We start from the raw sequence: 23162 nt of genomic DNA on the forward strand, positions 1-23162 counted from the left end.
TTCTGTACAATAGCCGTCACCATGCGTAAATTCTTCCTCATTTTGCTGCTGTTCGTGCTTCCGCTCCAGATGTCCTGGGCCGCGGCGAGCGCGTATTGCCTGCACGAGGAAGGCAAGGCGGCGCAGCACCTGGGCCACCACAATCACCAGCACAAGGCCGAAGCGGACAAGCAGCCGGCCGGCGATAAAAAAGTAGCTGACAAGCAATCCAAAGGCCAGCCCCACAGCGACTGCAACGTCTGCCATGGCATCGGCCATGCATGGCTGCCGGCCGGCTCCAGCCTGCCCGTCGGCGACACGGCGTCCGTGACTGCGGACACCGCCCCCTTCTTTTACGCTTCCCACATCCCGGACGTTCCCAAGCGTCCCGACTGGTCGTCGGCCATCTAGGCCGACGGGACGTCCCCTTTTGTCATAACCATAACGCACTGCGCGCCCTGAAATAATCCGGGCGCAAGCCTGCGCGTCCCGTCGAATTCTTTTTCCGTATTCTGGAGAATTCGATGTACCGATCCATCCATCTATTGCTACTCTCCGCTGGCCTGCTGGCCGGCAACTTTGCCCACGCGCAATCTGGCGTGGAAGCGGCCGCGCCCCTGACCTTGCCCGCCGCCCTGGCCCTGGCCGAGGCCGGCAACGCCACCCTGTCGGCCGCCCGCCATGAACTGGCGGCCCAGGGCGGCGCCCTGCAACAGGCGCGCGCCCTGCCCAACCCGGAACTGCAAACCGTGCTGGAAGACACGCGGCGCGCCACGCGCAGCACCACCGTGCAGCTCAATCAATTGATCGAGCTGGGCGGTAAACGGGGGGCGCGCGCCGCCGTCGCCCAGCGCGGCGAAGACCTGGCGCAAGCGGGCCTGTCCCTGCAGCAAGCCGATACGCGCGCGGCCGTCACTTCCGCCTTTGTCGACGTGCTGGCGGCGCAGGAAGGCTTGCGCCTGGCCGACAGCGCACAGGCGCTGGCCGCGCGCGCCAGCGATATCACGGCGCGCCGCGTCACGGCCGGCAAGGCCTCGCCCGTCGAGGAAACGCGCGCCCGTGTCGCCGAGGCCAGCGTGCGGCTGGAACTGAACCTGGCCCGCAGCACCCTGGCCAGCGCCCGCAAGCGCCTGGCCGCCCTGTGGGGCAACGCCGCGCCACGCTTTACCGTCGCCGAGGGGCGCCTGGAAACCTTGCCGGAACTGCCCGCGGCCAGCGACCTGGCGGCGCGCCTGGAGCAGGCGCCTGCCGTGCGCCAGGCGCACAGTGCGCTGGCCCAGCGGCAAGCCATGCTGGACGTGGAACAGCGGCGCGCCACGCCCGACGTCACCGTGAGCATCGGCATGAAGCGTTCGGAAGAACTGGGCCGCAACCAGGCCATCATCGGCCTGGCCTTGCCCCTGCCCCTGTTCGACCGCAATGCGGGCAACAAACTCGACGCGCTGCGCCGCAGCGACAAGGCCAGCGACGAGCTGATCGCCGCCCGCCTCGCCGTGCAAACGGCCGTCGCCGCCGCCAGCGAACGGCTGGCCACGGCCAGGCTCGACGTGGAAAGCTTGCGCCAGGACATCTTGCCTGGCGCCCAGAGCGCCTACGACGCGGCCAGCAAGGGTTTCGAGTTCGGCAAGTTCGCCTTCCTCGACGTGCTCGATGCCCAGCGCACCTTGCTGCAAGCCAAAAACCAATACCTGCGCGCGCTGACGGAAGCGCAACACGCCGCCGCCGACATCGAGCGCCTGCTGGGCACGCCAGCTCCCCTGTAAGGAACACCATCCATGAACATCACATTGAACAAAAAGCAGGCGATCGCCATCGCTTCCATCGCAGCGGCCGGCATCGTGCTGGCGGCCCTGATCCTCGGCACGGGCAAGTCCAGCCCCGCGCCTGCCCCTGCCGCCAAGGCGGAAGCGCATGCTGAAAAGAAAGACGAACACGGCCACGAAGCAGTGGAAGGCAGGCTGGAATTGACGGCCGCGCAAAGCCGCGCAGCCGGCGTCGTCATCGCCACGGCCGCGCCCGGCCGCATCCAGACCACGGTGGCCCTGCCCGGCGAAATCCGTTTCAACGAAGACCGCACGGCCCACGTCGTGCCGCGCCTGGCCGGCGTGGTGGAAGCCGTGCAGGCGGACCTGGGCCAGCTGGTGAAGAAGGGACAAGTGCTGGCCGTCATCGCCAGCACGGCGCTGTCGGAACAGCGCAGCGAACTGCTGTCGGCACAGCGGCGGCTGTCGCTGGCCCGCTCCACGTATGAGCGCGAAGAAAAATTGTGGCGCGAAAAAATCTCCGCCGAGCAAGACTATCTGCAGGCGCAGCAAACGTGGCGCGAAGCGGAAATCGCCGTGCAGAACGCGCAGCAAAAGCTCAGCGCGCTGGGTGCCGGCGGCGCCGGCAAGGGGCCGCTGAACCGCTACGACATCCGCGCGCCGTTCGACGGCATGGTGCTGGAAAAACACATCACCCTGGGCGAAGCCGTCAAGGAAGACGCGAATATCTTCGTCATTTCCGACCTGTCGACCGTGTGGGCGGAAATCGCCGTGCCCGCAAAAGACCTGGCCACCGTGCGCATGGGGGGCAAGGCGGAAGTCAAGGCGTCTGCCTTCGACGCCAGCGCGCAAGGCACGATCACCTATGTGGGCGCGTTGCTGGGCGAGCAGACGCGCACGGCCAAGGCACGCATCAGCTTGTTGAATCCCGACATGGCGTGGCGCCCGGGCCTGTTCGTCACGGTGGAAGTGGTATCCGGTGAAGCGGACGCGCCCGTTACCGTGCACAGCACGGCCATCCAGACGGTGGAAGACAAGCCCGTCGTCTTCCTGCAAGTCAAGGATGGCTACCAGGCCACGCCCGTGGTGCTGGGACGCAGCGATGGCAAGTTGACGCACATCAAGCAGGGCCTGGCCGCCGGCACGCCGTACGCGGCGCAAGGCAGCTTTGTCCTCAAATCGGAGCTGGGCAAGGATGCCGCCGGCCACGAACACTGATCACGTCAAGCCAAAGGAAACCATCATGTTTGAACGCTTGATCCGCTTCGCCATCGACCAGCGCTGGCTGGTGATGCTGGCCGTGGCCGCCATGGCCGGCCTGGGCATCTACAGCTATCAAAAGCTGCCCATCGACGCCGTGCCCGACATCACCAATGTGCAGGTGCAAATCAATACCCAGTCCGCCGGCTATTCGCCGCTGGAAACCGAGCAAAGGGTCACCTTCCCCATCGAGACGGCCATGGCCGGCTTGCCCAACCTGGAGCAGACGCGCTCGCTGTCGCGCTATGGCCTGTCGCAGGTGACGGTGATCTTCAAGGATGGCACGGACATCTATTTTGCCCGCCAGATGATCAACGAGCGCTTGCAGGAGGCCAAGGAAAGCTTGCCGGCCGGCATCACGCCCAAGATGGGGCCCGTTTCCACGGGCCTCGGTGAAATCTACCTGTGGACGGTGGAAACGCAGGACGGCGCGAAAAAGCCGGACGGCACGCCGTACACGCCCACGGACTTGCGCGAAATCCAGGACTGGATCATCAAACCGCAATTGCGCAATGTCACGGGCGTGACAGAAATCAATGCCATCGGCGGCTACGCCAAGCAATACCAGGTGGCGCCCTACCCGGAAAAACTGGCTGCCTACGGCATCAGCCTGCAGGACGTGGTGACGGCGCTCGAACGCAACAATGGCAACGTGGGCGCCGGCTACATCGAAAAGCAGGGCGAACAGCTGCTGATACGCGCGCCGGGCCAGGTGGCGTCGAAGGACGACATTGCCAATATCATCGTTGCCAATGTGCAGGGCGTGGCCATCCGCATCCGCGACGTGGCCGACGTGGTGCTGGGGCGCGAATTGCGCACGGGCGCGGCCACGGAAAACGGCCGCGAAGTGGTGCTCGGCACCGTCTTCATGCTGATCGGCCAGAACAGCCGCGCCGTCTCGCAAGCCGTCGACAAGAAAATGGTGGAAATCAACCGCAGCCTGCCCAAGGGCGTGCACGCCGTCACCGTGTATGACCGCACCGTGCTCGTCGACAAGGCCATCAATACGGTGAAGAAAAACCTGCTGGAAGGGGCCGTCCTGGTGATCGCCATCCTGTTCCTGTTCCTGGGAAATATCCGCGCGGCCGTCATTACGGCCATGGTGATACCGCTGGCCATGCTGTTCACGTTTACGGGCATGGTGCAGTACCATGTGAGCGCCAACCTGATGAGTTTGGGGGCGCTTGACTTCGGCATCATCATCGATGGCGCCGTGGTCATCGTGGAAAACTGCGTGCGCCGCCTGGCCCATGCGCAGCAGAAACTGGGACGCCCGCTGACCTTGCAGGAACGCTTTCACGAAGTGTTTGCGGCATCGCAAGAGGCGCGCCGGCCCTTGCTGTACGGCCAGCTGATCATCATGGTCGTGTACCTGCCCATCTTTGCCCTCACGGGCGTGGAAGGCCGCATGTTTACGCCGATGGCCCTGACGGTCGTCATCGCCCTGCTGGGCGCCATGCTGCTGTCGATCACCTTCATCCCCGCCGCCGTGGCGCTGTTTATCGGCAACAAGGTGGCAGAAAAGGAAAACGCCATCATGCGCGCCGCCAAGCGCTGGTATGCGCCGCTGCTGGACAAGGTGATGCGCAACACGCCCGTCGTGTTGACAGGCGCGGCCGTGGCGGTATTGCTGTCGGGCTTGCTGGCCACGCGCATGGGCAGCGAATTCGTGCCCAGCCTGAACGAGGGCGACATCGCCATCCAGGCCCTGCGCATCCCCGGCACCAGCCTCACGCAATCGCTGGCCATGCAGCAGCAGCTGGAACGCAAGCTGATGGACAATCACAAGGAGATCGCCCGCGTGTTCGCCCGCACGGGCACGGCCGAAATCGCGTCCGACCCCATGCCGCCGAATATTTCCGATGGCTACATCATGCTCAAGCCCCGCAAGGAATGGCCGCAGCCGGCAAAATCGCGCGAGCAATTGCTGGCGGAAATCGAGGCGACGGCCAGCAGTTTGCCGGGCAATAACTACGAGTTCTCGCAGCCGATCCAGCTGCGCTTCAATGAACTGATTTCCGGCGTGCGCAGCGACGTGGCCGTGAAACTGTTCGGCGACGACATGGCCGTGCTCGACAGCACGGCGGCAAAGATCGCCGGCGTGCTGGGCAAGATTCCCGGTGCCACGGAAGTGAAAGTGGAGCAGACGACGGGCCTGCCCATGCTGACGGTGCAGATCGACCGCGAGCAGACGGCCCGCTATGGCCTCAACATTGCCGACGTGCAGTCGGCGATTGCCACGGCCATCGGTGGACAGGAGGCGGGCACCCTGTTCCAGGGCGACCGCCGCTTCGACATCGTCGTGCGCCTGCCCGACAGCCTGCGCAGCGACCTGGAGCAGTTGAAACGCCTGCCCATCGCCCTGCCCCTGGGCGCGGCGGCGGAAGGCCGCGCGCGCTTCATCCCGCTGGGCGAAGTGGCCAGCCTGCAAGTGGCGCCGGGGCCGAACCAGATCAGCCGCGAAGACGGCAAGCGCCGCATCGTCGTCAGCGCGAACGTGCGCGGGCGCGATATCGGCTCGTTTGTTGCCGACGCCACGCAGCAGCTGCAAGCGCAGGTGGCCATTCCCGCCGGCTACTGGACCAGCTGGGGCGGCCAGTTCGAACAGCTGCAGTCGGCCACGCAACGCCTGGAGCTGGTGGTGCCCGTGGCGCTGGCGCTCGTCTTCGTCTTGCTGTTTGCCATGTTCGGCAACGTGAAGGATGGCTTGCTCGTGTTCAGCGGCATCCCGTTCGCCTTGACGGGCGGCATCGTCGCCCTGTGGCTGCGCGACATACCCATGTCGATCTCGGCGGCCGTCGGCTTCATCGCCCTGTCCGGCGTGGCCGTGCTGAACGGGCTGGTGATGATCGCCTATATCCGCCAGTTGCGCGAACAGGGCATGCCCCTGCAGGAAGCGATACGCGTAGGGGCCATCACGCGCCTGCGGCCCGTGCTGATGACGGCGCTGGTGGCGTCGCTGGGCTTCGTGCCGATGGCCATCGCCACGGGCACGGGCGCCGAAGTGCAGCGTCCGCTGGCCACCGTGGTGATCGGCGGCATCCTGTCGTCGACGGCCTTGACCCTGCTGGTGCTGCCGCTGTTGTACCGGCTGGCGTACCGCAAGGAAGAAGAGGTGGAAAGGCACGCCGCTCCCGCAGGCGCGGCGGTGTAGTCATGGAGCCGGGCGTAGCAAAATCGTAGCGAGCGGCTTCGATTTACGGCTGAGACGCGCAGCTGTACTCAAGTACAGCGAGCATCGGAAGCCGCAAAGCGTGCCGCGCAGTAGATTTTGCTAGCCTGGCCGGCGGTAGCCGCCTTCGATCCAGTTGGCGGCCGCCGTCGCGTTGAACTTGAACGCGGCCGAGGTGCGCACCTTGGCGATCTGTTCGCCATCGGCGTCGTAGGCGCTCAGTTCCGCATACGGGTGGTCTTCGTCGGGCACGATGTCGAACATCACCTTGATCTGCCCCTCGTCGGTGGCGACGAACAGGTTCTTGTGCAACTGCGCATGCAGCTGCTGCTCGTGGCGGCGCAGCACTTCCGAGGCCGTCTTGACCAGCGTGTTGAACGCGTTGACATCGAGCGGCTTCGGGTTTTTCTTGTCGCGGCCCATGGTCCACGGCCCCACCAGGGCCGGCTCCGGTTCGCCATCCTTGATCATGGCCACGGCCCAGCCTTCATCTTCCTCGTTCTTGATCACCCGCGCCGTCCAGCCATTGCCGACCCACAGGCGCGGCTCCTGGATGGGGGCGTCATTGTCCTGCTCGGCTGCTGCGTCGGAAAAGTCGGGAAAATCGGTACTCATGGCGGTGCTCGTGATGGAAGGTCGGGGCTAGCATGATAGTCGAAAACGCCCGCCCGTGCCGCCTTGCCGCAAGGTAAGGCGTGGCCCGCCATAGCCGATCCCGGCAATAAGGCAAGCTATCAATCTAGTAGCTTTATTCTAGCAATCGCGCTTTGATATTTCTCAAGTAAACCCATTATTATTTTGCAATCTGAATTGTGTTTTTTATATTCAAATATTGCAGTTGGTCATGCTTGGCCACAAGAAATTATTTCATCACGCGCCGTCCCTCTTCCCTGCACGCCGCGCCGCATCGCCACGCCGGGCACTTTCATCATTCCTGAAAAAAATAGCTGTGCACACACATTCGAGGGTATCTACATGAAAATCTTCTCCACTCTGGCTTGCGCGACGCTCGCCGCGGCCGCCGGCAGCGCCAGCGCTCTTCCCACCTTCACGGCAGGCGGCACGGCGCTGGCCGGCGAAGGCTTGGTCACGTCGGTCGCAGGCGCCACCAAGATCGATTTCAACAACGGAATCTTGCCAGCCAACTATATCGACGGTTCCCTGTTCACGGGAACGGACAGCAACCATGCCGCCCCTCCCGGCGACACGAGCATGTATTTGTCCGCGGGCGTGTCGTCCGAGCAGCACTCGCCCGTGACGGCCAACTTTGCCGGCGGCCTCAGCTATTTCGGCTTCTACATGGGCTCGCCAGACGCCTACAACAGCGTGACGTACAGCTTTGCCGACCAGAGCAGCACTACCCTGACGGGCACGCAACTGGCCAGCCTGGCTGGAGACCAGGCGAACGGCGATCAGTCCGTGGGCCTGTACGTGAATGCCTTCGCCGGCGAAGGCGGCAAGATCACCTCGGTGGCCTTCCATTCCTCCTCGAACGCTTTCGAGACGGACAACCACGCCTTCATCGCCGCCGTGCCGGAGCCGGAAACCTATGCCATGCTGCTGGCCGGCCTGGGCCTGCTGGGCTTCATGCTGCGCCGCAAAGCCTCGTAGCCAGCGTCGTCAAAAACGCCGTGAGCAAGCCAAAGCCCGCAACGCGGGCTTTTTTACGGCAGCCATCGCATGGACGGCAAGGACGCAGGCAGGCGTTCAGCACATGGACATGGCAGGCCGGTTGGGCCAGGTCAGCGGAGGACCGGGCGGTACCCGGCGCGGGTCGATGGCCGGCAGCGGCGCCTGGTAATTAAACGGGGTGATGATGATCGGCGGTATCGCCGATGGCGCGCCGACGGGCTCGGCACAGGACTGCGGGGCGCTACGCTGGCGCGTGATCCGGTCGTCATGGGGGGATAGCGATTGATCCCCGGTATCTGCAAACAAAAGCATGTTGCCCTCCTTGCGAGACTGAGGTATTCAGTATAGGACGGCCTGCGCACATTACAAGAAAAGAAATCTTGTTCCAGATCAGCGTTTTTTTGCCTCCAGTACCTTCCATACCGTGAAAATGACAGCCTGTCGCACGCCGCTGGCGGCCAGCCGGGCGCGCCTCTACAGTGTGACCATGCAACACCCCATCCCCCACACAGCGAGGCTTATCATGAAAAAATTGCTCACCTTCGTCCTCATCGTCATGCTCGCCTGCCTGTTCCTCGACAAGGTCGGCGGCAGCGACATGCACATGCAGTTCAACGGCGACGATGTCGACGGACCGCTGGAGTGGCTGTTCGGCCTGGTGTTTGCCGGCGGCGGCTTGCTGATCGCCGCCATGGCGCTGCTGTGCGCCGCCGTCGTGACGGGCGTGGCGCTGGCCGGCGTGGGCGTGGTGCTGATCGCCGTGGTGGCCTTGTGCGTGGTGCTGGCCCTGGCGCTGAGCACGCCCGTGCTGCTGCCGCTGCTGATCCCCGTCGCCATCGTCTGGCTGATCGTCAGCCGCAACCGCAAGCAGGCGCAAGCGCGTCAGCAGGGCCTGTAATCACTGCGCCATGAACTTGCTGAGCACGCCGTCGCTGCCGCCGCCATTCTGTTCGATGCGGTTGCGGCCGCCCCGCTTGGCCCGGTACAGCGCTTCGTCGGCGCGCCCCAGCACGGCGTCGCAATCGGCATCGGTACCGGCCATGGCGGCCATGCCGATGCTCACCGTGAGCGTGATCAGGATGCCGCCGTCGGTGGTCAGCGAACTTTCCGCCACGCGCCGGCGCAGCCGTTCGGCAAACACGGCGGCCGCCGCCAGGTCGGTACCGGGCAGCAGGATGGCGAATTCCTCGCCGCCCACGCGGCCCGGCACGTCGACCTTGCGCAGCGCCTGGCACATCAGCGCACCCAGGTGGCGCAGCACGGTATCGCCCACCGCGTGGCCATACTCGTCGTTGACGCGCTTGAAGTGATCGATGTCGAGCATCAGCACGCTGGCGCAGCTGGCCAGCTCGCGCTGCAGGCGGGCATGCTCGTTTGCCAGCGCCGCCATGAAGTGGCGCCGGTTCGGCAAGCCCGTTAAAAAATCCGTGGTGGCCAGCTGCAGCAGTTCCGCATTCATGCGCTTGCGTTCGGTGATATCGAGCGAGGACACCATGACAAAGTCCAGGCTGTCCGCATGGCCGGGCATCACCAGCAAGCTCAATTCATTCTGCCGCGCCGCGCCATCGAGACGCACGAAGCTGCTTTCGCATTCGTACAGGTGGGCGCCGCCCGCCAGCGCCAGCAGCGCCTCGCCGAAACGGGGCAAGGCGCTGTCGTCGAAGTTCTGCGCCAGGCCCAGCGCGCCACGGCGCTGGTCTTCCTCGTTGGCGCGCACCTGCGCCAGCGCGGCGCCGTTGGCGTCGATGATGCGCACCAGCCCCGCCAGCCGCTGCAGCGCGTCCGGATGCGCCTGGAAGTGGGCACCCAGGTCGCGCACGCCAGCTTCTTCCAGCGCATCGAGCGCGGCGCGCACGGCCGACCAGTCCTGTTCCCACAGGGCCACGGGCGCATGGTCGTACAGGCTGCGGAAACGCGCTTCGCCGGCGCGCAGGGCCAGCGCCACCTGCGCCTGTTCAATGGCCATGCCGGCCAGGTGCGCCGCCTCGCCCAGCCGCGCCAGATGCGCCGCGCCCGGCAGCATGGGCTGGCGGTGATACGCCATCAGGACGCCCAGCAGCTTGCCGGAACCGCCACGCACGGGCTCGGCCCAGCACGATTGCAGCTGGGCCCGCCACGCCAGTTCCATCGCCTCTTGCCCATCGGCAGCGGCATGCAGGTCGCCCACGATCACGCGCTGGCCTTCGCGCAGGGCCTGCACGGCGATGCCATGCACGCCCTGCAGGGTGCCAAGGTCATGGCCATGGCTGGACAGGTTGAAAAACGCGGGCAGGCTGGGTGCCGCGCCCAGCACCAGGCGGTGGCGGCTTTCATCGAGCAGCAAGATGCTGCACAGCATGGCAGGATGGTCCGCCTGCACGCTGAGCACCACGCTTTCCAGCACCCGTTCCAGCGGCGCGCCCGTGGCCAGCATTTCCAGCACCTGGCGCCGCGTGTGCTCGCGCCGCTCCATCTGGCTGCGCTCGCTGATATCGCGGAAAGTCCACAGGCGCGCCTGCTCGTTGCCTAGCTGCATGCTGCGCACATATTGCTCGACCACCCGCCCATCGCGCAGGTGCAGCACGTCGCGCCGCTCGCGGTGGCCGTGCGGCGCATGAGTACGTGCTCCCAAGAAAGGCGCCGCCTGCTCCAGCTGGCTTTCCACATGGCGCACCAGTGCCGCGCCATCGGCTTGCCAGTCGAGCGCATCGGGCACTTGCCACAAGTCGCGGAAACGCCGGTTCGACGTGAAGATGCGGCCATCGATGTTGTCGACCAGGATACCGTCGATGGTCGAATCGAGAATGCTGCGCAGCATGGCCTGGCTGCGCTGCGCCGCCTCGGCCATCGCCAGCACGCTCGCCTGCCCCTGCTCCAGCTGGCCCGTCAGCTCGCTCGAACGGACCAATGCCGCCTGGGCGCGGGCGCGGCCCGCCGCCAGCAGCCACGCCGCCAGCGCCAGCGCCAGGCTGACCAGCACGCCGGTCCAGGCCACCAGGCGGGGCCGCGCCAGCAGTTCGCCATCGAAGCCCGGCATGGCGCGCACGCGCACGGTCCAGGCACGGCCGGCAATGCTGATCGCCTGCCGCGCAACGAGGGTGGCCGACGCCCCGGCCGACAGCACGCCCGGCAAGCTGTCAAACATCAGGGCCGCATCAGCCAGTTGCTCGCCATCATAGATTTCCAGGTCCAGCTGGCGCGACGCCTCGCCGCCCACGCCCGCCATCAGGTCGGCCATGCGGAACGGCGCAAACACCCAGGCGCGCAGCGCGGCGCGCCGCTGCTCCACGCTGGCATGCGGCAAGCTGTTGTCGTACACGGGCAGCACGACCAGGAAGCCATGCGCCTGGTCGTTGCCGCTATCCTGCACCAGCTGGATCTTGCCCGTCATGGCGGCCTGGCCCGTGTCGCGCGCCTGCTCGAGCGCGGCGCGGCGCACGGGCTCGGACCAGATGTCATAGCCGAAGGCCAGCAAGTTGCTCTCGCTTAAGGGCTCCAGGTAGGTGATCGGTGCGTGCCAGGCGCGCTGGCCGTGCGGGCGCACGGCATAGCCGGCATAGCCTTCCGCGCGCACGCTCGCTTCGTGCCGTGCCAGCCCGGCACCGGGCAACAGCGGCAGGTAGCCGATGCCGTGGATGCCGGGAAAGTGGCGGTCCACCTGCTGCACCGCCAGATAGGCATGGAATTCGCGGCGCGTGACTTCCCGCGAACTGGCATACAGTCCCTGCACCCCGTGCAGCACCTGGATGTAGGTCTGCATGCGGCCGCCGATGTTGTTCACCAGTTCGCGCACGCGGAAATCGAAATCGGCCTGTACCTGCTGTTCGCTGGCGTCGTGGGCATTGCGCCAGGCGCCATACGTCAGCCCCAGGCACAGCGCCAGCACCAGCACGGCCAACACGTGCGGTCCCACCCAGTGCGGCACTGGCCGGGCAAACCACGACGAAGACGCGCGTGTAGGCATGGCAGGCGGAAAGCAGAACGGAGATCAAACCGCTTCACGGCCAGCAACGTGGCTGGCAGCGGGCTGCACGACTACCATCGGTAGCCGATGAGAATGATAGTACGTTACAGCGGGCGCCCTTGCAATGCTGAATGTTGTATTAAAAAGACCACAAATTTCGCACATGCAATGATGCGTACTCCAGGAAAATTCGATGCCGTGACAACCATCCGCCCCCCGCTGGTATGATCGCCCCGCAATCCATCACCAGGGAGACTTATTTGCAGCAGGACGGCTGGCAGGGAAGCTTGTGGCTGGCGCCGGACTTTGCCATCTTGCATGGCGCAGTGGGCGCCACGGCCAGCCACGCCCATTACGCGCACCAGCTGATGCTGAGCACGGGCGCGCCTTTCACGGCAGAGCTCGACGGCATCGTCCACACGGCGCAGCACTTGCTGATCGACAGCCTGCGCCCGCACGCCATCCTGAGCGCGCCGGCGCCCATGCTGACCATCTATGCGGAACCGCAACGGCTGGGCGGACCGGCCCTGCTGGCGGCGGCCGGCAGCGCAGGCGCACCCAGCCTCGATCGCCTGGCCGCCGCGCTGCAAGCCCAGCCGCGCGAACACTTGCCCGATCCCCGCTTGCTGCGGGCACTGGACAAGGTAGACGCCCTGCTGTCGGCAAGGTCAGCGCGGCCGCCGTGGCCGACGCGGCCCACCTGTCGCTGAGCCAGCTGGAACGCCTGTTCAGCGCCCAGCTGGGCTTGCCCGTGCGGCGCCTGGTGCTGTGGCGCCGTTTGCGCCTGGCCATCCGCTTCATCTTGCTCGGCAGCACCCTGACGGATGCGGCCCACGGCGCCGGCTTTGCCGATGCCGCGCATTTTTCGCGCACCATGCGCAGCCTGTTCGGCGTGCGCGCCGACCGCAGCCTGCGCCAGCTCCACGTCACACTGATCGATTGAGAGGCGCGCGCAAGCCTTCCGGCAACTCGGGCGCGCGCACGCCCTCTTCCGCGCGGAACGGTTCGCGCAGCTGCGCGCCGTATGCGACGGGATAATCGGGACGGCTGCCGATGCCCAGGTCCTCGCCCCGCATGCGGTAATCCGGCGCATCGAAACGCGTGCCCAGCATCCGGTCCCAGCAGGTAAAGAACAGGCCGAAATTGACGTCGCCCGCCGTGCCGTACTTCATGTGGTGGAAACGGTGCAGGGGCGCCCAGGCAAACACGTGGCGCAATGGCCCCATGCGCATGTCGACGTTCGCGTGCTGCAGCAGCAATTGCACCGCCACGGCAAACGCCAGCACGGCCATGACGGGCTCCGGGATGCCGAGCAACAACAAGGGCAGCATGCCGCCCGCCGCTTCCAGCAGCAGGTGCAGCGGATGCTTCATCCAGCCATTGAAACCATACAGACGCGTCACGCTGTGGTGCACGGCATGCAGTTTCCACAGAAAATAAGAGCGGTGACTCAGGTAGTGCACCAGGGTAATGCCGCAATCGGCGATGACGATGGCCAGCAGCAACTGCCCCCAGAACGGCAGCTGGATTGGCCAGAACGGCCCCAGCGCCAGATGTCCGGCCAGCAGGGGAAAGGCCGCCAGCCCCAGCAGGTACAGCGCTTCATTGACGAGCGCGTGCAGCACGTCGCGCCAGCCGTCGCCATGCCCGTCGTTCCACGCCAGGTCGTAGGGAAGATAACGTTCGGCAAGAAAAGAAGCCAGCAGGGCCAGCAGCAACAGCGGCGGCAAGGCCCAGAGGGAATGGTGGCGAACCGCAATTAACCAGGCGGCAGCGCCGATGAAGCCGGCCCAGAAGACGGGGCCGTACAGCGCGGCAAAGAGGGATTTCATGGCAAGGCTCTCCTGTGGCAAAAACCACAGCATGGCCCTGGACACCGCCGCGCCGCTTGAAGAAACGGCGCAAACTGCCTGTTTGACAGCCGGCTTCGTCGCCTATTTTGCAGCCAGTTGCGCAGCCTTGCGTGCCGCGTATTGCTGGTAGCCATTCGCGCGCAGGGCGCAGGCGGGGCAGGTGCCGCAGCCATAGCCCCAGTCATGCAGCTGGCCCCGTTCGCCCAGGTAGCACGTGTGCGTGCCGCTGCGGATCAGGTCGACGAGCGGCTGGCCGCCCAGGTCTTCCGCCAGGTCCCAGCTTTGCGCCTTGTCCAGCCACATCAGCGGCGTTTCCAGCTTCAGGCGCGTATCCATGCCCAGGTTCAGGGCCACTTGCAGCGCCTTCATCGTGTCGTCGCGGCAATCCGGGTAGCCGGAGAAATCCGTCTCGCACATGCCGCCCACGAGCACCGTCAAGCCGCGCCGGTAGGCCACGGTGGCAGCCACCGTCATGAACAGCAAGTTGCGCCCTGGAACAAACGTGTTCGGCAAGCCGTTTTCCTGCATGACGATCTCGACGTTCTGCGTCATGGCCGTATCGGAGATGGCGGAAATCAGGGACAGGTCGATCATATGATCCTGGCCCAGGCGGCTGTCCCACTCGGGCGACTGCCGGCGCATCTGTTCCAGCACGCCAGGACGCACGGTCAGTTCGATCGCATGGCGCTGTCCATAGTCAAAACCGATAGTTTCCACGCGGCTATAGTGTTTCAAGGCCCAGGCCAGGCAGGTGGTGGAATCTTGTCCACCGCTAAAGAGCACCAGTGCGGAGTCCGTTGCTAGCATAATTTCTTTCTTTTCAGTTTGATTCTGTTCCGAGTGCGGGGGGAAACGCGATGCCCCCCGCAAAAAATACTTATTCGTCCGCCATCAGTTTACCTATTCCGGTAACATGCAGTCAGCATTTACTCATCTGGAGCACCATGTTTTCTGCACGACCCATACGGCACACAGCTGCCGGCAAGGCGATACGACCACGAATTTTGGCACAAGTAGTGGCAAAAGCAATGGGTCAACTGACACTGGCTGCCGCCGGCAGTGTCATCTTGCTGTTCCCCATCGCCCAGGCCGCCGCGCAGGAGGGGGCGCAAGAGAGCACGCAAGACGCGCCGGCAGACAACGCCGCCACGGAGGCGGCACCCGCCCCGCTGCAGTACGACGTCAAGGTCAATGCGCCGGGCGACCTCGATGAGTTGCTGGAAAAAAACCTGGACCTGGAACGCTTCCGCGGCAACCCGCGCATGGACCGCGAGCAATTGCAGCGCCTCGTGCGCGATACGCCGGAGCAAGCCAAGAACCTCGTCGCCACGGCCGGCTACTATACGCCCGTCGTCACGGTGCGCGTCGATACGACGGGCGCCAAACCCCTCGTCATCGTCGACCTCGAGCCGGGCGAACCGGTGACCATCGACAAGGTCGAACTGGAATTGCGGGGCTTCGATCCCACGCCGCCGCTGGCCGCGTCCGAACCGTATGACACGGAAGCGCTCAAGCGCAGCTGGTCGCTGAAGACGGGCAGCGTATTCCGCCAGGCCGACTGGGAATCGGCCAAGCGCGCGCTGCTGCGCGAAGTGGTGCAGACGCGCTACCCGCGCGCCCAGCTGGTCGATACGCAAGCCGTGGTCGATCCGGAAACGCACAAGGTCTCGCTGCTGGTGGTGCTCGACAGCGGCCCCGAGCTGCGTTTCGGCGAGCTGCGCATCGAAGGTCTGAAGCGCTACGATGAAAGCATCATCCGCAACCTCGACAAGATCCGTCCGGGCGACTACTACAGCGAATCGGCGCTGCAATCGTTGCAGGCGCGCCTGCAGGATACAGGCTACTTTGCCAACGTGGAAGTGAGCGCCGACATGAGCAGCATCCTCAACGAGCAGATCGAGGCCGGCCAGGAAAGCCAGGCGGCCGAGGCCGAGGGCGCTGCCCCCGTGGCCAAGCCCGTCAACCGGGGCCCCGCGCCGCAGCTGCCGCTGGTCGTGCGCGTGACGGAAAACAAGCAGCAGAACGTCAGCGCCGGTCTCGGTTTCAGTACGAACACGGGGAATCGCGCCCAGCTCAACTATGACAACCTGAATGTGTGGGGCACGCGCTTCAAGAGCGCCCTCACCATGGAAACGAAGAAACAGGCGGCGCACGCCAATTTTTACTTTCCCACGACCGAGCGCGGCTACAACGACAGCGCGGGCGCCTCGTTCGAACGCAGCGACATTTCCAACGAAATCACGGCCGTCACCACCATCTCGGCCAAGCGCAACTGGGGCGGCACCAACCTCGAGCGCAGCCTGACATTCGAGTTCCTCAGCGAAGACAAGACCGTCGTGGGCCTGGAACAGACGCGCAGCAAGAGCTTGCCGCTGACCTATGCCATCACCAAGCGCAGCCTCGACAGCCTGCTGTTCCCCACCAAGGGCTATGTCATCAATGCCCAGGTGGGCGGCGCCCTGCTGCCCGTGCTGACGGACGAGCGCTTCGTGCGCGTGGCCGGCAAGGCCGTGTATTACCGTCCGCTGGGCGAAAAAGGCGAATTGATCGTGCGCGGCGAAATGGGCGCGCTGGGCTCGAAGGAAAAACGGGGCGTGCCGGCCGTCTACCTGTTCCGCGCGGGCGGCGACCAGTCGGTGCGCGGCTATGGCTACCAGGAGCTGGGCGTGAAGGAAGGCGACGCCACCATCGGCGGGCGCTACATGCTCACCGGCAGCGCCGAATACCAGTACTGGTTCAAGCCGAAATGGGCGATTGCCGCCTTCTATGACGCCGGCAACGCGGCCGACACCGTCAAGGCAGCCATGACGCCGAAATCGGGCTACGGCCTGGGCGGGCGCTACAAGAGCCCCGTCGGCCCCATCAATGTCGACGTGGCGTATGGCCACGCCGTCCACAAATACCGTTTGCACTTCTCTCTGGGATTCACTTTCTGATGTCCGACACTATTACCGAATCCCCCCGCGCCGCCGCGCCGCCACCGGCGCCGCCGGCGAAGAAACCGCGTCGCTGGCTACGCTACCTGCTGATCGCCGCCGCCAGCCTGGCCGTGCTGCTGGGCGCCGCCTTCTGGTTCCTGGGCCGCGAATCGACCTTGCAGATGCTGGTGCAAAAAGTGGCCAGCGCCAGCGGCGGCGAAATTGCCGTGTCGGGCGTCTCCGGCTCGCTGTACAACCGCATGCACCTGGGCCACGTCAGCTACCGCAGCAAGACGCAGCACATCACGGCCGACAACATCGACATCAACTGGTCGCCGTTCCAGTTCTTTTCGGAAGGCATCGCCATCAGCGAACTGCACGTGGCCAGCCTGTCCGTGGAAAGCACGGCGCCGTCCGAGGAACCGTCGACGCTGCCGGCCAGCCTGGCTTCGCCCTTTAAAATCGGCATCAGCGACGCGCGCCTGGACAAGGTCACCCTCGTCAGCGCGGGCGGCAACACGGTGTTTGAAAAGATCCATTTCACTGTGTCGGGCGACAAGGCGCAATGGCAGCTGGAAGACGCCTCGGCGCTGACGCCGTTCGGCCAGGCCACGGCCAGCGCGACGATTGCCGCCACGCAACCGTTCAAGCTGAACGGCAAGGCGAGCCTGACGCAGCTCCATGCCGCCGCCGGCGAAAAACCGGCCGCCCTGCATCTGCAGCTGGGCGGCGACTTGAACGTGCTGAACGTCACGGCCAAGGGCAGCGCGGGCGCGGCCACGGCCGACGCCCAGCTGGCGCTGGCGCCGTTCGACCCCGTCATCATCCTGCGCTCGGCCAGCATCCGTGGCCGCAACATCAATCCCGGCAAGTTCGATGCGACCCTGCCGCAGGCGGACCTGAGCCTGGAACTCGATGCCGCCATCGATACGCGCCCAGGCGCGCAAAGCGTGTCGGGCAAGCTGGCCATCCTCAACCACGCCACGCCGGGCCCCATCGACCAGCAAAAGCTGCCGCTGCGCCAGTTCGAGGCGCGCCTGGGCGGCACCCTGACGGCCACGACCCTGGAATCGGCCATCATCGATTTCGGCAACGCGGGCAAGTTCACGGGCAGCGGCAAGCTGAACCGCGATGCCGCCGATGGCCCCATCGGCAATGCGCAGCTGACCTTGCACACGGACAAGATCGACCTGCAGCACATCTACAGCAGCATCAACAGCACGAAGATCGTGGGCGACATCGTGCTCGACAGCGATGGCAAGACGCAGACCCTGCGCGCAAAACTGGGCGAAGCCAAGCTGCGCCTGGACGTGGAAGCCACCCTGGCCGATTCCCTGGTGCAACTGCGCAAGGCCACTTTGCAAGCGGGCAAAAGCAACGTGAATGCGACAGGCCAGATCAGCCTGAAGGACGTCCAGGAATTCAAGGCCGTGGCCAACGTCAGCCGATTGAACCCGGCCGACTTCGGCGCCTTCCCCGTGGCCGACCTGAACGTCGACGTGCGCGCCAACGGTCATGTGGCGCCCCAATGGCTGGCGAATGCGGACTTCACCGTGCGTCCCAGCAAGCTGCTCGACCAGCCCCTGTCCGGCAAGGGCAAGCTGACGGCCGACGCGGCCCATTTCAGCGGCATCGACGTGCAACTGGCGCTGGGCAAGAACAACGTGACGGCCAAGGGCAACTTTGGCGGCGCCGGCGAAAAGCTGAACTGGAACGTCGATGCACGCCAGCTTTCGGCCCTGCAAGCCGACTTGCTGGGCGCCGTGCAGGCCAGCGGCGTGGTGCAGGGCACCCTGCAGCAGCCGCGCACCACCTTCGTGGCCGATGCCCAAGGACTGGGCTTGACCAGCGGCAAGCGCCCCGCGCCCGACAGCGCCATCCACGCCAGCGGCGAGGTGGGCTTGACGGGACCGAAGCAGCAAGCGGACCTGAAAGTGACGGGGTCCCTGCAAAAGATCAACCCGGCCGCCTTCGGTGCAGCACTGCCCAACGGCAACGTGAATGCGGACTTCAACGGCAGCGGCCGCCTGACGAGCGACTGGCAAGTGGCCCTGAACCTGGCCCTGCGCGAATCGACCCTGCAAAACGCGCCGCTGGCCGGCTACGCCAAACTGTCGGCCAACGCGAAACGGGTCGACAGCGTGGATACGGAACTGCGCCTGGGACCGAACAGCCTGCTGGCCAAGGGCGCGCTGGGCGGCGCCACGGACAAGCTGGCGTGGAAGCTCGATGCGCCGCAACTGTCGGCCCTGGGGCCCCGCTTTGCCGGCGTGCTGCAAGCGTCCGGTTCCGTCAGCGGCAAGATGGACGCGCCGGCCGCGCAACTGACGCTCGATGGCAGGGATTTGACCTTCTTTGGCGACCAGCAATTGAAATCCATCAAGGGCAGCGCCAGCGTGGGCGCCGGCCAGGGCGCGCTCGACCCCATGGTCAGCAGCCTCGACATCGCAGGCTACAGCACGCCCACCTTCAAGCTGGCCAGCGCCCACCTGGGCACGACGGGCACGCGCGGCAGCCATACGGTGAGCCTGGCGGCGCGCAATGACGATTTCGATGCCACCGTGCAAATCCGCGGCAGCCAAAGCGGCGCCAGCTGGACGGGCAGCATCGACAGCCTGCAAAACAAGGGCCGCTATGCGCTCGTGCTGCAAGCGCCCGTGCCCGTCAAAGTGGCCGGTCCTGCCGGCAGCGGCGTGGCGGGCCTGGGCCAGCCGGAGCAGATCAGCGTGGGCAATACCGTCATCAAATTGCCAGCAGGCAGCATCACCATGCAAAGCCTGGCCAAGAACGGCCCCCGCTGGACCAGTTCCGGCCAGGCGGCCGGCGTGGCCCTGACGTATCTGGCGCAAGTGATTCCCTCGCTGCAAGCCAATGCGCGCAGCGACCTGACCCTGGGCGCGCAATGGTCGCTCGACATGCAGGTGCCGACGGCGCAACAGAAAGATCCGTCCCTGGCAGGCATGCTGCACATCTACCGCGAAAAAGGCGACGTGACGGTGGGCGTGGAGCAGCCGCTGGCCCTGGGTCTGCGCACCCTCGACGCCCGCGTGGATGTTGCCAACCAGCAGCTGCACCTGGCCGTGAAACTGGACGGCGCGCGCGCGGGCCAGAGCGATATCCATGCCACCGTGCAAATGCTGGGCGGACGCATCAGCAACGACAGCGCCCTCTCCCTGACGGGCACCACCAGCATCGATTCGCTGTCCTGGCTGGCGCCGCTGACGGGCCAGCCGGGCCTGGAGCTGGGCGGCGCCCTGAAAGTGGCCCTGTCCGGCAGCGGCACCATCGGCGCGCCGCAATTGAATGGCGACATCAACGGCAGCAAGCTGCTGGTGAACTGGGCCGACCAGGGCTTGAAATTGCGCAATGGCGTGCTGCAAGCCAAGCTGGCCGGCGATCAATTGCAACTGCAGCGCCTGAGCTTTGACGGCGGCGACGGCAAGGTGCAGGCAGACGGCTGGGTACGCTTTGCGAATGGCGAAGCGAGCCTGGAACTGAAACTGATGGCCGACCGCCTGCAGGCGCTGTCGCGTCCCGACCGCACCCTGGTCCTGTCGGGCAACAGCACCCTGGTGCGCAACGACAAGCGCTTCAGCTTTGAGGGCAAGTTCAAGGCCAACCGCGCGCTGATCGAACTGGCGCCGCAAGACACGCCCACGCAAAGCAGCGACGTGGTGGTGCTGGGCAAGGAAGTCAAGGGCAGCAAGGAAGCGCCTTCGCTGCCCCTGAATATCGACCTGGAATTTGACCTGGGCAATGCCTTCCACCTGCGCGGCATGGGTCTCGACGCCGACCTGGCGGGCAATGTGCGCGCCCGCGTCATCAACCGCGCCGCGCCGCGCGTGACGGGCAGCATCAAGGTCGTCACCGGCCAGTACGCCGCGTATGGACAGAAGCTGTCGATCGAACGGGGCTTGATCGCCTTCACGGGCGCCTACGACAATCCGTCCCTGAACATCCTGGCCGTGCGCAAGCGCCCCGAAGGCGAAGCCTTGTCGGAAACAAATGTGGAAGCGGGTGTGGAAGTGCGCGGCACGGCGCAGGCGCCGACGGCCAAGCTGGTCTCCACGCCCAGCGTGTCGGACAGCGACAAGCTGGCCTGGCTGATCCTGGGCCACGGCGCGGAAACGGCGGCCGGCGATGAAATGGCCCTGCTGACGACGGCCGCAGGCGCCCTGTTCGGCGGCTCCGGCGGCGGCTTGCAAGGCAAGCTGGCCAATTCGCTGGGTCTCGATGAAGTGGGCCTGTCGCAGGCGCAAGGGCTGGAAAGCACGGTCGTCACCGTCGGCAAGCGCCTGTCCTCGCGCGCCTACCTGACGTTCGAGCAAGGCACGAGCACGGCGACGAGCCTGGTCAAGCTGCGTTACAAGCTGAACCGCCGCATCACCCTGCAGTTCCAGACGGGCACGAACAATGCGCTCGACGTGCTGTATACATGGGCGTTCGATTAGATTGAGCGTAGGTCGGATTAGCGGCGCAGCCGCGTAATCCGACACTACCAGAAACAACAAAGGGCGCCTCGGCGCCCTTTTTCTTTGATCTGCCGCACAGGCAAACTTACTCGGCCACGTCGAGTCCCCGCTCGATCATGCCTTCGACATATGCGCGCAGGTATTGTTCCAGCGCGGGGCCGGACAGCACGTTGGCCGTCAGCGCGCCGTGCGGCGAGCCTTTCAGCACGCCGTCGTGGTACACGCGCGCAATCCAGGCCACGTCCGTGCCCTGGGTGTAATCGAGTTCATAGTCGAACGTTTCACCGCTGACCTTGCGTGTGTAGACTTCCTTGACAATTGCCATCTAAAACAGCCTTTCTTGACGAGATTAACTGGGATGCGGGTGCGGCACGGGATCGTCCTGCGGCACCGGATGCACGGGCCCCGGATGGTGCCTGGGCGCTTCTTGCGGCTCCGGCGCCGGCAGCGGTTCATCGACAGGCGCCGGATCGGGCGCGCGGTGGGCATTGATGACTGACATGGCTGGCCTCCCTGCAGACAAAGAAAGACCATACCACGAGATGCCTGCCGCTGGTCCTTATTTGCCTGCCCGTTTGACGCCGGCGCCCGGCTACACGGCGTTTCATGCCGGTTTCTCCGGCCAGTGCTCGCGTGCCTGCGGCAACAATGACGGACGGCACCGCACTGCCCGTGGCGCCATGGCGCGACAGGGCATAGTGCTTTCTCGCCATGTAAATGTCAACAAGCAATTTTTCCCGTTTGACAAGCATCGCCGCCCGTCCCCATCTGGCTTACAATCGCTGTTTTACCCGTACCCGAATGCATACATGGAAACCACCACTCTCGCCCTGCTGTTACTGGTCCCGCTGCTGGTCTGGCGCATTTATTCGCGCCTGAAGAAACTGGTGGCGCGCCAGAAGTCGCAGTTGTGGCGGCACTGGACGGTGGCGATCGCGTTTCCCGCCCTGCTGCTGTTCCTGGCGACGACGACGAAATTCGACATCCTGCCCCTGTCCAGCCTGGGCGCGGCCGCGCTGGCCGGCGGCTGGCTGGGCGTGCTGGGCCTGAAGCTGACGCGCTTCGAGCAGGTCGGCAAGGACTTTTTCTTTACCCAGCACCGCTACCTGGGCCTGGCCATCACGATGCTGTTCATCGCGCGCCTGCTGTACCGCGGCATGGAAATCTACCTGAACACGCGCCTCGACGTGCCCGTGCCGCCGCCGCCATTCGGCCGGAGCCCGCTGACCATGGCAGCCTACGGCCTCGTCATCGGCTACTACACCGTCTACGCCTGGGGTCTGCTGCGCTGGCGCCAGCGCAACAAGCCGCTGCAGGCGCCCGAGTAATCCCGAGTAATCCCCCCTGCACGTCAATAGAACTGGCACAGGCCTACGCACGCCGTCGCCGACAGGGCCTGGCGTATCGTCGCCAGCGGCGGCGCCAGGATGGGATCGAGGTCCTTGTCGGCCTCCGCCAGGCTGGCCAGCAGGCGCTCGCGCAAGGGCGGCGGCATCAGTCCGACATTTGCCGTGGCGTGCTGCGCGGCCGCTTCCAGCATGCGCTTCTTTTGCGCCACGCTCCAGAACGGCACTTGCGCGAACTGCACCACGCCAGTGAAGACAACAGCCGTATTCTTGCTGAACGCCCGTGCGCGCAGACGCTCGGGCCCGCTCACCGCATCCGCCGGCTGGGCAGCGAATTCCTGCTCCATCAAGCCAATCAGGTGCGCATGGCAATGCATGCTGAAAGCAAAAAAAGTGCTCATTTCATCGCCGTAATTGGCCAGGTTCTGCGTCACTTGTTCCTTGCGCGCCTGCTGCAACTGGGCGCCTGACAGCGGCAACGGCCATTCCAGGCCAAACGCATAGTATGTTTTTCCCAAACGCATGGCTTTTTCGCACACGGCGACGCTCTGGTTCACGTCCTGCAGCGCGGCGACGGGCGCCTGGAACAGGCCTTGCGCATCGGTAATGTGGGCAAGCAAGGCAGCGACAGCAGGATCGCCCTGGCGCGGCAAACTGCTTTGTGGCGTGGCCTTGGCCATCATCGCTTCCAGGCGCGTACTCGCTTGCTGGAAATCGGTATAGCTGTCGGCCCAGGCAGCGGGCGCCACGAGGATGGAGGAAAGGCACAGCAGGCGGCCGATGCGGCGCAACGGCGTGGAAAGCGGCAGGGACATGAGAATGAG

Annotated in this window: 19 protein-coding genes; 11 read left to right on the forward strand and 8 right to left on the reverse strand. The window is 65.3% G+C overall.

Annotation, left to right across the window (positions count from 1 at the left end):
* Positions 1-21 precede the first annotated feature (21 nt).
* The 4 genes from czcI to GCN74_RS12680 all read left to right on the forward strand — a co-directional run bounded on the left by czcI (position 22) and on the right by GCN74_RS12680 (position 6156).
* Positions 22-390, forward strand: coding sequence for a cation efflux protein, CzcI family (czcI, locus tag GCN74_RS12665; RefSeq protein ID WP_152257012.1), 369 nt, complete (start codon positions 22-24; stop codon positions 388-390).
* 113 nt (positions 391-503) lie between these two features.
* On the forward strand, positions 504-1742 hold the full coding sequence (locus GCN74_RS12670; RefSeq protein ID WP_152257013.1) for a TolC family protein: 1239 nt from the start codon (positions 504-506) through the stop codon (positions 1740-1742).
* Between the two features lie 12 nt (positions 1743-1754).
* Complete coding sequence (locus GCN74_RS12675; protein ID WP_152257014.1) at positions 1755-2960, forward strand: efflux RND transporter periplasmic adaptor subunit; 1206 nt, start codon at positions 1755-1757, stop codon at positions 2958-2960.
* Between the two features lie 25 nt (positions 2961-2985).
* Positions 2986-6156, forward strand: a complete 3171-nt coding sequence (locus GCN74_RS12680) for an efflux RND transporter permease subunit (RefSeq protein ID WP_152257015.1) — start codon at positions 2986-2988, stop codon at positions 6154-6156.
* A 120-nt stretch (positions 6157-6276) separates the two neighbouring features.
* Here GCN74_RS12680 and GCN74_RS12685 read toward each other — a convergent pair whose 3' ends face one another.
* The gene (locus GCN74_RS12685) at positions 6277-6789 is read right to left on the reverse strand and encodes a hypothetical protein (RefSeq protein WP_131375844.1); all 513 of its coding nucleotides are present in this window, start codon (positions 6787-6789) and stop codon (positions 6277-6279) included.
* A 360-nt stretch (positions 6790-7149) separates the two neighbouring features.
* On the opposite strand from GCN74_RS12685, the gene GCN74_RS12690 reads away from it, so the two are divergent.
* Entirely contained in the window at positions 7150-7785 is a 636-nt protein-coding gene (locus GCN74_RS12690) for a PEP-CTERM sorting domain-containing protein (RefSeq protein WP_152257016.1), read from the forward strand.
* 96 nt (positions 7786-7881) lie between these two features.
* Here the strand turns inward: GCN74_RS12690 and GCN74_RS12695 are convergent, their stop codons facing one another.
* The gene (locus GCN74_RS12695; RefSeq protein WP_152257017.1) at positions 7882-8118 is read right to left on the reverse strand and encodes a hypothetical protein; all 237 of its coding nucleotides are present in this window, start codon (positions 8116-8118) and stop codon (positions 7882-7884) included.
* Between the two features lie 211 nt (positions 8119-8329).
* Here GCN74_RS12695 and GCN74_RS12700 point away from each other — a divergent pair, with 211 nt between their 5' ends.
* A complete protein-coding gene (locus GCN74_RS12700; protein WP_152257018.1) occupies positions 8330-8704 on the forward strand; it encodes a hypothetical protein in 375 nt (124 codons plus the stop codon).
* Here the strand turns inward: GCN74_RS12700 and GCN74_RS12705 are convergent, their stop codons facing one another.
* On the reverse strand, positions 8705-11749 hold the full coding sequence (locus tag GCN74_RS12705) for a CHASE domain-containing protein (RefSeq protein WP_226939015.1): 3045 nt from the start codon (positions 11747-11749) through the stop codon (positions 8705-8707).
* A gap of 260 nt (positions 11750-12009) precedes the next feature.
* Here GCN74_RS12705 and GCN74_RS29280 point away from each other — a divergent pair, with 260 nt between their 5' ends.
* Together GCN74_RS29280 and GCN74_RS29285 are read left to right on the forward strand one after the other, a co-directional pair.
* A complete protein-coding gene (locus tag GCN74_RS29280) occupies positions 12010-12459 on the forward strand; it encodes a hypothetical protein (RefSeq protein ID WP_226939016.1) in 450 nt (149 codons plus the stop codon).
* Complete coding sequence (locus GCN74_RS29285; protein ID WP_226939017.1) at positions 12432-12692, forward strand: helix-turn-helix domain-containing protein; 261 nt, start codon at positions 12432-12434, stop codon at positions 12690-12692. Before GCN74_RS29280 ends, GCN74_RS29285 begins: the two co-directional genes overlap by 28 nt.
* Here the strand turns inward: GCN74_RS29285 and GCN74_RS12715 are convergent.
* Positions 12676-13581, reverse strand: coding sequence for a sterol desaturase family protein (locus GCN74_RS12715; protein ID WP_152257019.1), 906 nt, complete (start codon positions 13579-13581; stop codon positions 12676-12678). The two genes, GCN74_RS29285 and GCN74_RS12715, sit on opposite strands and share 17 nt — an antisense overlap.
* A 102-nt stretch (positions 13582-13683) precedes the next feature.
* Positions 13684-14409 (reverse strand): 7-cyano-7-deazaguanine synthase QueC, encoded by a 726-nt coding sequence (gene queC, locus GCN74_RS12720; protein ID WP_152257020.1) that lies wholly within the window; start codon positions 14407-14409, stop codon positions 13684-13686.
* A 221-nt stretch (positions 14410-14630) separates the two neighbouring features.
* Here queC and GCN74_RS12725 point away from each other — a divergent pair, with 221 nt between their 5' ends.
* On the forward strand, positions 14631-16538 hold the full coding sequence (locus GCN74_RS12725) for an autotransporter assembly complex protein TamA (protein WP_152257021.1): 1908 nt from the start codon (positions 14631-14633) through the stop codon (positions 16536-16538).
* Positions 16538-20971 carry a translocation/assembly module TamB domain-containing protein gene (locus GCN74_RS12730; protein ID WP_152257022.1) on the forward strand — a complete coding sequence of 1478 codons (4434 nt, stop codon included), beginning with the start codon at positions 16538-16540 and terminating at the stop codon, positions 20969-20971. Before GCN74_RS12725 ends, GCN74_RS12730 begins: the two co-directional genes overlap by 1 nt.
* A gap of 106 nt (positions 20972-21077) precedes the next feature.
* On the opposite strand, the gene GCN74_RS12735 is transcribed toward GCN74_RS12730, so the two are convergent.
* Together GCN74_RS12735 and GCN74_RS28730 are read right to left on the reverse strand one after the other, a co-directional pair.
* Positions 21078-21317 (reverse strand): hypothetical protein, encoded by a 240-nt coding sequence (locus GCN74_RS12735; protein WP_152257023.1) that lies wholly within the window; start codon positions 21315-21317, stop codon positions 21078-21080.
* A gap of 24 nt (positions 21318-21341) precedes the next feature.
* Entirely contained in the window at positions 21342-21494 is a 153-nt protein-coding gene (locus GCN74_RS28730) for a hypothetical protein (protein ID WP_193317061.1), read from the reverse strand.
* Positions 21495-21801: 307 nt separating this feature from the next.
* Here GCN74_RS28730 and GCN74_RS12740 point away from each other — a divergent pair, with 307 nt between their 5' ends.
* A complete protein-coding gene (locus tag GCN74_RS12740) occupies positions 21802-22320 on the forward strand; it encodes a hypothetical protein (RefSeq protein ID WP_152257024.1) in 519 nt (172 codons plus the stop codon).
* Between the two features lie 23 nt (positions 22321-22343).
* On the opposite strand, the gene GCN74_RS12745 is transcribed toward GCN74_RS12740, so the two are convergent.
* Entirely contained in the window at positions 22344-23153 is an 810-nt protein-coding gene (locus GCN74_RS12745) for a hypothetical protein (RefSeq protein ID WP_152257025.1), read from the reverse strand.
* Between the last annotated feature and the right edge of the window lie 9 nt (positions 23154-23162).

It is taken from the genome of Janthinobacterium sp. FT14W, assembly GCF_009208755.1.
Classification (GTDB): domain Bacteria; phylum Pseudomonadota; class Gammaproteobacteria; order Burkholderiales; family Burkholderiaceae_D; genus Janthinobacterium; species Janthinobacterium violaceinigrum.